Origin of the sequence: Trichormus variabilis 0441, assembly GCF_009856605.1 — a bacterium.
GTDB classification, from domain to species: domain Bacteria; phylum Cyanobacteriota; class Cyanobacteriia; order Cyanobacteriales; family Nostocaceae; genus Trichormus; species Trichormus variabilis.
Window position 1 is genome coordinate 6,250,302 of sequence record NZ_CP047242.1, and the last position, 13,262, is coordinate 6,263,563.

2 protein-coding genes are annotated in these 13,262 nt (G+C 44.4%); both read right to left on the reverse strand.

The features are described 5' to 3' along the window. Positions 1 to 45: 45 nt before the first annotated feature. Positions 46 to 4,977, reverse strand: a complete 4,932-nt coding sequence (locus tag GSQ19_RS30115; protein ID WP_011320675.1) for a non-ribosomal peptide synthetase — start codon at positions 4,975 to 4,977, stop codon at positions 46 to 48. Positions 4,978 to 5,498: 521 nt separating this feature from the next. After that, positions 5,499 to 13,154: a type I polyketide synthase gene (locus GSQ19_RS25870; RefSeq protein ID WP_011320676.1), complete on the reverse strand. Its 7,656-nt coding sequence runs from the start codon at positions 13,152 to 13,154 to the stop codon at positions 5,499 to 5,501. Positions 13,155 to 13,262: the final 108 nt, after the last annotated feature.

Genomic DNA, 13,262 nt, shown 5'->3' on the forward strand with positions numbered 1-13,262 from the left:
GGCGGTCTGAGGTATATTTTTGGCCTGTGCTAAGTGTGTAGTACGTTAAGAATGATTTGTCACGTCTATACCATTACCTACTAAAGATACAACAGCTAGCATCTGTGCCATTAGTTCCAAATAGCGATCGCCAAGTCTGCGAATAGTTGCAGGTAGATGGAAATTGCGAGAGTATTCGATTTCTAAGTGAACAGTACCATCGGTGATAGAGAAGAAAAACTCTAGTAACGCTGTACGTTTCTGGTCAGGGGAGGACAACCGACTATCTCTATCTTCCTCAATAAACTCAAACAGTTCCGAGGAGGGAGCAGTACGATTTCCTAAGTAGTTAGCTCTGACTGGTGTGAGATTGTTATCGGGATAAACATAATGAGGAAGCTGCTCAGAAATCCAATCGAAAGTTATACCATTCATCGGCAACTCGTTAAATTTGGCTTGGATTTCCTTAGTGGTTTGCTCCCACCTAATGGAACGTTCTAGATTAACCCCGACCGGGAAATTCATCGCAAAGTTACCAACACTATTTAAAAACGTGTGCTTGCTATCTAGATTCCTGCCGTGGCTGCGATGGCTAACCACTACCCAATGTTGTCCACTCCACTCAGCCATTAACTGATACAAGGTAGAAAGTAGCAACGTGTAGACATTACATTTGTAATACTGTTTGGCTTCACGTAAGAGAATATTACTACTGTTTTTGGACAGGGTGAATTTTTCGCTGGCGGCGGAAGCCTCTAAATTAGCACCTTTTTGATAGTCAAAGGGAACTTGGAAGGTATATTCCTGAGAAGGAAATTGAGATTTCCAATAATCTACATGACTTCTCAAAGCTCCTTGTTGTTCCGCCTGCATCAATGCACGTACATAGTCTATATAAGAAGGTGTCGCAGGGAGAGGCTGAGAAATCTGAGTTCTGTTCCCCAGCAACTCGCTGTAAGTCAACCATAATTGATTAAAAATTACCCCAGTACTCAGCAAATCACCGATGATATGATGTCCAACCAGCGAGATATCGTAGCAGGATTCATTCACCTTGATCGCGATGACTTTCATCAGCGGCCATTGGTCGATTTGAAACTGTTGAGCGATTTCTTGTATCCGGTTATGGATTTCACTGTCTCGCTGTGCAGATGTCAGATAACTACCATCGTAAAATTCAGCACTCAACTTTTGCTCTGGGGAAATTAACTGTTGCCACCATTGTTGATCTCTTTGCACAAACACAGTCCGTAGTGCAGGATGAGCTTCCAGTACAATATTGAGAGCTTGGTTAAATATCTCTGGGTCTAATGGTTGATGGAAAAGAAAACGCGTGTAACCATTCCATTGATATGGAGCCTCAAAGTATTTCACTAACCAACGTTGAGCAGGGCCTAGAGGTAAGTATTCCTGAGATACTGTTGGCTTTTCTTGGGTGATAGCTGCCAAAATAGCCTTGCGGTCTAGCTTCCCATTGTGAGTTTTAGGTAAACTGGCTAGCCATTCCCATCGGTGAGGAATCATGTAATCAGGCAAGCGTTGAGCCAGGAATTCCTTAATTTGTTGATTGTCTACTTGAGAACCAGCCAAGCAAGCTATTAACCGTTTTTGACCATTTTCGTAATCTACAGCTAAAACGGCAGCTTCACTAATCACGGGATGGCTATTGAGAACACTTTCAATTTCACCTAATTCTACACGGAAACCACGTATTTTAATTTGATGGTCAATGCGTCCATGATACTCGAAACTACCATCGGGCAATTCCACAGCTAAATCGCCGGTTTTGTATAAATATTCCCCAGGAACGTGAGAAAAAGGATTAAGCCGGAATGCGTCTGCTGTGCGTTGTGGATCTTTGAGATAACCTTTAGCCAATTGCACACCGCCAATCCAGAGTTCTCCCATTTTTCCTGGGGCTAATGGCTGCATCTGTTCATCCAAGATTAAGATATACACATTATCTATAGCTTTACCTATAGGAATGCAGATTTCTTGTTCGCCTGGACGTTGACGAATAATGTGTGCAGTGACATCGATGGAAGCTTCAGTGGGTCCATAAAGATTGGCTAAACCAACACTCATGCCATACTTATCAATCCAACGCTGTACAAAAGGTACAGGTAAAGCTTCACCACTAAAGACTAACCAACGCAAATCGGGAAAAGTCCATGATTCTGATTCTAAGGCATGACAAAATTCTCCAAATAAAGAAGGAACAAAGTGCATCACATTGATTTGGTTGTCCTGAATCCACTGTGCTAAGAGCCAAGGATTTTTGACTGTTTCTGTTTCCACAGAATAAACAGTAGCTCCCACCATCAAAGGCCAGAATATTTCCCATACTGATATATCAAAACAGCAAGATGTTTTTTGGGCAACGCGATCGCCATAACGCAATTGAAAAGCATTCTGCATCCAAACTAGACGATTCATGTAACCCCTATGGTTGAGCATCACTCCTTTCGGTTTACCTGTAGAACCAGAGGTGTACAGTACTGTCATCAAGTCATCAGGAGTATTCACATTGGCAGGAGCTATGTCTGAACAACGCGCCCAAGTCTTTTTGTTTAACTGTGTCCACGCTTTACCTTGCTCAAAAACACCCTCATCTAAAAACATCAAAGTCTTTAAAGGTAACTGCTCAGTCAGGCATTCTGCTAACTTGTTTGTCAAGCGATTTTCTGTGAGCAAAATTCCGATTTGAGCGTGTTCTAGTATGTACTTAATCCGTTCATGAGGATATATCGGATCTAAAGGAACATAAGTCCCGCCTGCTTTGAGAATACCGAGAATACCCACGAACATCAAAGGCCCGCGTCGTGTCATGATGCCCACAAACACGCCTGGTTTAACTCCCTGAGCCTGCAAATAATTAGCCACCTGATTAGAAAGACGGTTTAACTCTGCGTAGGTAATTTGAGTTTCTCCATCCGTCACCGCTACGGCATTGGGAGTACGCTTGGCTTGCTCGATAATTTCCCAGTAAGGAATTTCTTGGGGTTGTTGATTGTTGACAACTGATTGCTGTTGTAAAGAAGATGATTGTTTCTTGCCAAGTAGCACAGCCATTTCTTGCAGACTGCGACAAGAAAGCAAGGCTTGACGATTTACTTTGCCTAACCGTTTTTCTAACCTCGTAACAATGCGGATGAGTTCCAAAGAATCCATTCCCAATTCTGCTTCCAAATCCTTAGCCATATCATTGTCAGTAATCTGGGAATGGCAGATTTCTGTAGCAATGTCTTGCAGAAGCTGGGCTATATTTACATCTGTTTGTGTCTTAGGTAGTGGCTGCGTTAGTTGCTCAGAGGAGATTTTTAGTGAAGCTAACTCCTGGATTTGGGTAATATATTCCTGCATCAATTCATCGATAACAGACTCAGGGAAAAAGTTACTATCGTAGCTAGCGAACAAATGTAAACTGTCGTCAAATATTTCTTGCAATATATCAATTGTTCCTGCCGCATTAATACCACCTGCGCGATAATCGATGACATCTATGGGGCCATATTTGTTTTTAATATTTGTTTGTCCTGTAAATGGACAGTATAAATTTGATTTCAGTATGCGGCGATACATAGGTAACATCCGCTCAGGGATTTTGCCATCTTCTAAAACAATATTGTCTCGGAAAGCGATCGCCATTTGACGAGTTTGGGCGCGGTCATAACCATTAACTAACCCTTGTTGGATTTCCTGATGAACGCGGTTTAACAAGCGTTGCCAATCTTCATTCGGTGTTGGTAAGTCTAGGCTAATGGACAAATTCTGAGCAAAACTACCCACCACATCCGAAGCATCTATACCAGGATAAACTCTCCCACTGGTGGGAACTTGAACCATAATCGGTTCGTTTTTAGACTGCTCAAACTTGGCAACAGCCCGCACAAACGCACCCACTAGTAGAGAGTTCAGTGGTAATCGCCATTCACGAGTTTGGGCAATGAGTTGACCCGTGATAGCCTTTCCTAAGGAAAATCTGCGGTTATGGAATTTTGGACACAGGGATGTGATGGTATTTCCTGTAGGATTCCATAAGTAAGAATCTTTGCCTCGCCGATTTACATACTCGACCAGTGCTTTGTCTTCTTCCGGGTCTTGCCAAGCATTAATTGATTGCACCAATTCGCTGTAATCTTGGACGGTTGTAGGTGGCTGTAAATTAGGTTGTTCACCGCAGACATGGGCGCGGTAAATTTCCATAAATTCGCGTAAGATGACATGACATCCCAGGGCATCAGAAATGAGATGTTCGTTGGCTAATACCAGTTGATAGACTGAATCTTCCAGCCGAAAAACAAAAAATCGATGGAGTGGCCACTCTGTCATTTGCCATTCATAATTGAGGCAGCGATGTAATTCATCATTAATTAGTTGTTCTTGAGCCTCACTATGAAGATGCCTGATATCAGTAACAGGTATATCAGGAGGAGTAGGGTTTTCCATCACTACCATTTCGTAATCCTTGAATCTGGTAGTATCGGGAGGAATGATAAAGCGCGATCGCAGCATAGGATGACGATTTAGTAAGTCTTTCCAAGACTGCCAAGCAACTTTTGTATCAAAATCACCTCGTAAACGGAGAGTGGAAAATAAGCTAATTGAGTTTACTACCCAATGACCAAGTAAATGAAAATACTGTCCAGAAAGAATCTCAACTTTCTCTGTTTTCTGCTGCTCTTGATTGATAATACTTGCAGATGGTGAAGAATCAGAATTATCTATCGGGGAAATTAAGCAATTATCAGCTATTTGCACCACATCGCCCAAAGTTTGTAATTGCATCAAATTTTGCAAAGGCAATGTTTCCATGAATTTGGGTTGTATTTCTTGGGGAATTAGTGCAACTAATCCATTCAATAATTCCATCATTTTGATAGAATCTAATCCTAAGTTACCCTCCAAAAACATATCGCGTTCTAAGTCTTCTGCATCATGTCCAGTAATTTTGGCTACTAGGGAGAAAATTGGCAATTCTAAGCTCTTGGTACTCATTGCATCCTCTAAAAAATTAATGTTCGCAAAAAAATCTCCAACGTCTTACCTAATTAAGTAAGTATTATCTTGAAGGCTAGTTATTCATACAAAAATAAATTTGAATGGATAAGAATTACGAGAAAAATTAATCTTTGCTCTTGTTATGTTACTTATCGCCTTGTTCTGGGCTATTTATGCAAAAATTTAGGAGCAATAATACCAATTCAAAATTCACTCATAGCCTACTCTAAGGCTGCGCCAACAAAATTCCAAACAAAAACTCTACCCACAAGGAGGTAGAGTTTTTCATGCTAATTAAGTCAAGGGAAATTCAACAAACTATATTAACGTGAGTTCGATAAATTCGGAAGAACCCCTCTCCAAACCTCTCCCCGACGCGGGGAGAGGCTTAAAACCCTGATTATTTGGTACTCAGTTATAGATTTTCAGCCCCTTCCCTTGTAGGGAAGGGGTTGGGGTTAGGTTCAGTCGAACTCACGTTATATTACGAAACGTAAAGAGGCTGGAATGACCAATCACTAATGACCAATGACTGATTTACCAAACTTCTGCAAATCCTGAGCCAGCTTAATGTAACTTGACTGGCGTTGGCTATCGGTGAGTGGAGACAATTGTTCCATTGGCAAGAGTCGATTTTGGGTTACGGCTACCGGATGCCTTGGCTGTTGGCGATTGTCCACAATCTTCAAGTCCTCAATCAGCTTGGCGTAGCTTGACTGGCGCTGACTATCAGTGAGTGGGGACAGTTGTTCCATTGGCACTAGTCTTGGCTGTTGGCGATTGTCCACAATCTTTAAGTCCTCAGTCAGCTTGGCGTAACTTGACTGGCGTTGGTTATCTGTGAGTGGAGATAGTTGTTCTATGGGTAAGAGTCGAGTTTGGGCTACTGTTAGCTGATGCTTACTCTCTGGGCGTGGTGGTAATAATTCAGCCGCAGGTATAGAGGTGGCTTGATTTTCCTGAGTGTGATCAACTAATGATACTCTGTAGGTTTTACGCTCGAAAGGATAAGTAGGCAGCAGTACCCGACGTAGACCTTGGGGAAATAAGGGTATGCTATTAAACCTGATCCCAGCTACATAAGACCTAGCCAGACTTGTCAACACACGTTCCACTACTGGTTGTCTTTTGTTTAGATATATCCAGACTCCCAGTTCATCCAAACTTGCTAATTGTTCTTTGAGAGCGAATGAATCTCCTAAGTGTAGGTAAACACTTTCTTTAGAGATGACATCTTGACACACATCTACATTTAACTGTTCAGATACTTGCACCAGGGCTAGCAGTTGATCTGTGGAAATCGTGTCAGCATGACTGAAAATTCCTTGTGAAGTTACTAAGGGACAAGTCCAGGTGGATGCTGACTGTTCTTTTGCGGACACATCATGCACACTCAGACCTTTTTCTCCTTCTATTTGTAGGAGCAAAGCGATCGCCTGCTCTAGTGTCAACATTCCCCGCAGTGTAGCTCCGGCTAGAATACCAGTTTTTTCTACTAATAAACTAGTGGGTTGTAATTCCAAAGACATCAACAAGCGTCCCCAAGCGTACTGCACTGCAAATATATGTGCCTGTTCGCTCATCTCATGGAATCCGGCACGCACGCTATTGTAAGCTACTTGGAATTGGGGGAAACGTTGGCCTAAAGTTTCTATTTCTGCGGGAGCGATCGCACTAGTGCCATCTAATATTAAGTGAAACGGTGTTGTACGCTGGGGGTTAGCTCGACCTGTATATATATCTGCTGGTGTTTGTGCTGAACATATAGCCTCCAGGTAATTGAGCAGATGTTGGCGGTCATTGACTACTAAAGCTGCCTTGTAAGGTAATTCCTTCTGGGCATTATTTTGAGTAAAACAGATTTGGGAAGATTCTTGTTCAGGATGATGAATGATGTGTTGGCGTAGTTGTCTAGCTACTTCTTGAAGTGCTTGTTGATTCCGTGCCGTCAGACATAACAAATCAGGAGCAGAACTTGTGACCTGGGACTGTAAATTAGCTGCTACTGGGGATTCCTCAAGAATAACGTGACAATTAGTACCGCCAAATCCAAATCCATTCACACCTGCACGTAATGGGTTGCCATTAGGCGACCAAGGTATACTCTTACCTGCGACAGTGAAAGGTGTGTCTGCAAAATTGATATGGGGATTAGGCTCCTCAAAACCTACAGTTTGGGGAATTTTGCCGTGCTGCATGGCCAGTACCACTTTGATCAGGCTGACAATCCCGGAAGCAGACAGCAAATGACCAATAGAGGATTTAACCGAACCAATGGTACAGAATCCCTTTTCATCAGTAAAGCTACGGAAAGCTTTTGTCATCCCTTCTACTTCTACTGGATCGCCCAGGAGAGTACCTGTACCGTGGGTTTCAATGTAGGAGATAGTCCGGGGGTCTACGCCACAACTGTTGTAAGCTTGGCGGATAGCTTCCGCTTGACCTTTGGGATTGGGAGCAGTTATCCCCTGGGAGTGACCGTCATTATTTACTGCCGAACCTTTAATCACAGCATGAATCAAGTCACCATCTGCCAAAGCCTGCTTGAGAGGTTTGATAATTAATACGCCCGCACCTTCTCCTAAAACGATGCCATTAGCACGGCGGTCAAAGGGATAGCAAGTTCCACTCAGAGAAAGAGCCTGTGCCTTACGTAAAAAAGTAAAGGGGCTAGGACTAAGATTTAAATTTACCCCACCGACGATCGCCATGCCAGTTTGACCGGAGCGTAGACTTTCGCAAGCAATATGTAATGCCACCAAGGAAGAAGAACAAGCAGTACTAACTGCCATACTTGGCCCCTTGAGGTTCAGGCAATGACTAACTCGTGCCGCTAATTCGTTGACCTCGTTACCTGCTGCTGACTCAGGGAGAATTTCACTTGGTTGCAGTACTTGTGAAAGGGTCTTGAGCAAATGCTGACGATCTTCAGCAGGAAGGTGATCAAACCAGGAACTCTCTTGCAAACGTTGACGTAATTCCTCGTAATACTGATAATTGGTGAAGTGTTCGATGTAAGTATTTTGTCCACAACCAACAAACACACCGATATTATCAGGGCGATATTTGCCGCCGTAGCCTGCCTGTTGTAGAGCCTGCATCGAAAGCTCTAGGAACAACCTTTGTTGGGGGTCCATCGCCGTAGCTTCCTTGGGAGAGATGCCAAAGAACATCGGGTCAAAGTCGAAGGGACTATTTACAAAGCATCCCCGTTTGGATATTTTTGCTTGTGGAGAGTTTCCTTTGGCTTCAAAGTAGTGTTGGTTAAACCAACGGTCTTGAGGCACATCTTGAATGACGGAGCGCCCTGCATTGAGTAAATCCCAATACTGTTCTAAGTTATCGGCTCCTGGTATTTTACAAGCCATGCCGATGATAGCAATGTCTTGTTCAGGAACATCTTGGTATTTTTCCTGGGGAGCGACATTTGGGGGCGCTGATTTTTCGGTTTGTGGGCTAGATGTTTCTTCTGGAGCGATCACCAAAGGTGGGGCGTAGTCCATCGCACTCGTGCTAGTCTTCACAGAATAACCGTACTTGCTTTGTAAATAATCTACCAGGTCATCTGGTGTTTGATATTCAAACAGTAAAGTCGGAAATAATTCCTCACCCAGAGTTGTCCCTAAATGTTGGACAACTTCTACAGTGCCAACAGAATCTAACCCCATTTCTTGGAAAGTTTTGTGTCCTTCCACCTGTGCTTCCGGAATACGTAGATGTTGCAGCAAAACTTCTCGGACAAGCTGTCGCAGATTGCGAGGTTTAGCTTGTGATTGGCTTGCGGAGGATTTTGGTGCTATTTCTGGGGTGGCTTGAGCAATTAAGTCAATGATGTGAATTACAGGGGAAGCATCCAAAGATAGCGCCTGAATAAAGGCATTAGCAGCCGGCTCTGGTTCCAGAGGATTTAAACCTTTGGATCTTACCATTAATAAAGTTGATGCGCCTAAAAGAGCGCCCATACCGCGATCGCTCCATAGGGAATAATTCAGAGCTAGGGAGCGTCCTTGACCGCCATGCTGTGTGCGGTAGATGGCGTAACTATCGAGAAAAGTATTGGCTGCGGCATAATCGCCCATACCAGTTCCCCATTCGGCTTTAGAAGCGGAAACCGAGGACAATAACACAAAGTATTTCAGGGGTTCGTTACGGGTAACAGTATCGAGGATGATGGTTCCCTGGACTTTCGGAGCTAAAACTTTGGTGACTGAGGCGGGTTGTTTTTGCAGTAGTTTAAATGTGCTGTGGTCAACTGCACCCGCCGCATGGATGACTCCATCCAGATTACCAAAGCGGGACTTGATGCTCTCGATTAATTGCTTCATCCCCAAGGCATCCGTCACATCCACAGCCTGATACATGACTGTAGCTCCGAGTTGCTCTAATTGCTGAATTGCCTGGATACGTTGCTGGGTAGACGCATCATGACTAGCAGATTGCCATTCTTGTTTGGGGGGGAGGGGATGGCGACCTGTTAGCACCAAATTGATGGGTACTTGTCGAACCATAGCTAAGGCTATTTCTGTCCCGACAGCACTAGTACCACCAGTAATCAACCAAGTTTCTCCTGCCGACAAAGGTAGAGAATTGTTCTCTGTAGGTACATTAATTTTTGCCAGGGTACGGCTCAATCGTTGACCATCACGGATAGCAACGATACCTTCACCAGTAGGGGTTGCCTTCATTTCCTGGAACAAAATATCGGCTAATTTTTCTGGCAGATAAACATCTTGGTTAAAATCTACGACTTTGGCTTGAATTTGAGGATTTTCTTGTGCCACCACCTGCGCCAGTACACCTGCCATAGACTGATGTACACCGTGTAAGGAATCATTTGGAGATATTGGATAAGCACCTTGAGTTACCACTAAGAAATTGAGGGGAGAGGCTGGGTAATGTTTAACTAGCGCCTGTGTCAAAAACAAAAGACTGTAAACGCGTTCATTGAGTAGGCGGTCATTTTCTAGTAGTTGTTCTGGGGATGTTGCCCACAAACTATAGTTCCACAGATGCACGGCTGCGGTGACTGTCACACCCTGTGCTTTGATATTTTGGATCAGTTGTTCGTAGTCGGCAACGGATGCTGGATTTATAGTAAAGTGTCCTGCTGTTTGGGTGAAGCTCTCCCCTGGGGTGACAAAATATGTCGTGTACTTTTTAGCGTCGAAGAGCTTTGCTAAATTTTCCCCTACTTGGTGGCGATCGCTAAAGATCAAAATTGCCCCTGAAGGAATATCTTGAGATTGGCTCAACACCTCTGGAGTCCATTGCCAACTATGAAACCAATTCGATGGTACAGAAAGCGGAATTTTTGGCAAAGCTTTGGGGGGAATAGCTGAAGTAAAACCTAACCCCCCAGCCCCCTTCCCTTGTAGGGAAGGGGGAGAATTCAAAGCCTCTCTCCTCGTAGGAGAGAGGTTTGGAGAGAGGTTTTCCACCCAGTAGCGTTGGCGTTGAAATGGGTAGGTTGGTAGTGCCAGGCGGCGACGCTGATAACCTTGGTCAAATGCAGTCCAATTGATTTTTATCCCCCTGATGTACAACTCACTTAAACTAGCAAGCAATTGTGACCAGTCTGGTTGTCCTTTTTTCAGAGAAGTTAGCCAAGTACCTGCACCTTCTGGCAAGCATCTTTTACCCATGCCTACTAATGTGGTACTCGGCCCCATTTCTACAAAGATTTCATACCCTTGTTCATGTAGCGTCTTGATGCCGGCATAAAATCTTACTCCCTCTCTAAGATGCTGTCGCCAGTAAGCTGCATGGGGAATTTCGTTGGGTTTTAGTATTTGTCCAGTCAAATTCGAGATGAGGGGAATACGCGGCGCTTGAAACTGCACCGAGCTAGCTATCTGCTCAAAGGGATCGAGGATACTAGCCATTAAAGGGGAGTGGAACGCGTGGGAAACCTGCAATGGTTGGGCGTTAATTCCTTGAGTTGCCAATTCTTTCAGCACAGATTGGACTGCTTCTCTGGCTCCAGAAATAACAATATTTTCTGGGCCATTAATCCCGGCAATTGCCACTTGCCCTGTGTAAGCAGCTAAAATGCCATTCATCCGTGCTTCATTGGTGAACACTGCCGCCATCATGCCATTTTGGGGTAGAGATTGAATTAAACGCCCCCTCTCGGCGATTAATTTCAGCCCATCTTCCAAGCTGAACACTCCAGCAACGCAAGCGGCTACATATTCACCCACGCTGTGACCCATGACTGCATCTGGTACAATTCCCCAAGATTTCCACATTTCAGCGAGGGAGTACTCTAAAGCAAACAGTGCTGGTTGAGTATATGCTGTTTCATTCAAAGGGGAAGTAACATCAGATGTGGGGTAAAGTACTGACAACAAAGGCTGCTGGAGATAGGGACGCAAAATCTCATCGCATCGGTCTAAAGTCTTACGGAACGTCGGCTGAGTTTCGTAAAGTTGTCGTCCCATTTCCACGTATTGAGAGCCTTGTCCTGTAAACAGGAATACAACTTTGGAACGCTTCTTCTGTACTTGACCACTGACTGACGTGCTGGTCTGCTTTTGGCTAGCAAAAGCGGTTAGTTGTTCGCGCAAGTCTGCGTTAGATGCAGCGACAACAGCAAGACGGTGTTCAAAATGCGATCGCCCGGTGTTGGCTGTAAAACAAATATCTGCTAAAGATGTTTCTGGATGGGATGTTAAAAAAGATTCATAGCGGCTAGCCATTGCCAGTAGTGCTGCCTCAGTTTTGGCCGATAAACTTAGCAGGTGGAGTGGACGCTCAGTTTTCGGCAGCTCTAATTTCAATTCCGGTGCTTCTTCGATAATCAGATGGGCATTAGTGCCACTCATACCAAAAGAACTAACCCCAGCCAAGCGTTTCCCGTTAACTGCCGGCCACGGAGTTGGCTTAGTTGGCACAGCAACTGCCAGTTTGTCCCAAGGAATATGAGGACTGGGCTGTTGTAAATGCAGATGTGGCGGTATCTCTGCATTTTGTAAAGCCAGCACCACTTTCATTAAACTGGCAACTCCCGCAGCAGATTCTAAGTGACCCAACTGAGTTTTCACCGAACCAATCAACAATGGTTGCTCTGGAGAACGTCCTTGACACAACACTGAGCCTAAAGCTCTCACTTCTATGGGATCTCCCAAAGATGTGCCTGTACCGTGGGTTTCTACATAACTAATTTGTTCTGGTGCTACCTTAGCGTTGGTGAGCGCCTGATTAATCAACTTCTCTTGAGCTAGCCCATTCGGTACTGTCAAACCACTGCTAGCACCGTCGTGATTAACTGCCGAGCCTCGTACCACAGCCAAAATATTATCATTGTTAGCGATCGCATCTGATAAACGCTTGAGTACGACTATGCCGCAGCCTTCTCCACGTACATAACCATCGGCTTTGGCATCAAAGGTCTTACAACGACCATCTGGAGCCAGCGCCCTCATTCTACTCAGACCAATAGAAGCTTCCGGTGCTAAGATCAAGTTGACTCCACCCGCTAAAGCCATATTGCACTCACCTGAACGCAAGCTCTGACAAGCCAGGTGAACTGCTAGCAACGAAGAAGAACAAGCTGTGTCTAACTGCATCACAGGGCCTTGCAAGCCCAAGACATAAGCTAGGCGACCGATGGCAATACTCCGAGCATTTCCTAAACTGCTGTAAGCATCAATGCGGTGATGATCTCCAGAATATAGGTTAAAGCGGGAATAATCTTCCATAAAGAGTCCCATAAAGACTCCCGTCTGGCTGCCGTTTAATTCCTCTGGGGATTGTCCGGCGTTTTCTATTGCTTCCCAGCCCACCTCCAGCAGTAGCCGATGCTGGGGGTCCATGCTGGCTGCTTCTAGAGGGGAAAGTCCAAAGAAATGGGGATCAAATTGATCTACCTGTTTAATAAACCCACCATATCGGGTGTAAATTTTCCCCAGAGTGTTGGGATTTGCATTGTAATACTCATCCACGTCCCATCTGTCAGCCGGAACTTCAGTGATAGTGTCTACCCCATTGTGGAGTAATTCCCAGAATTTCTCAGGGTAGTCGGCTCCCCCAGGAAAGCGACAGTTCATGCCAATAATGGCGATTGGTGCTGTTTTGGCATTCTCCACTGCGTCCAACTTGGCACGCATTTCTTTTAAGGCTAAAACTGAACGTTGTAATGGAGATAATTGGTTAATGTCTGAAGTGTGACTCATTTTAAGAAATTGCGTAATTAATAGACAAAGAAATTGAGTCTGAAGCCAGACTCATTTAGCTGTGTAAGTAAATAAAAGAATGTCTTTTGTAGACTTATCGGAGTTAAG

What these genes read in the sequence shown, in the direction of transcription:
- GSQ19_RS25870 (WP_011320676.1), bottom strand. Translation starts at nt 13,154, where the DNA reads ATGAGTCACACTTCAGACATTAACCAATTATCTCCATTACAACGTTCA.
- GSQ19_RS30115 (WP_011320675.1), bottom strand. Translation starts at nt 4,977, where the DNA reads ATGAGTACCAAGAGCTTAGAATTGCCAATTTTCTCCCTAGTAGCCAAA.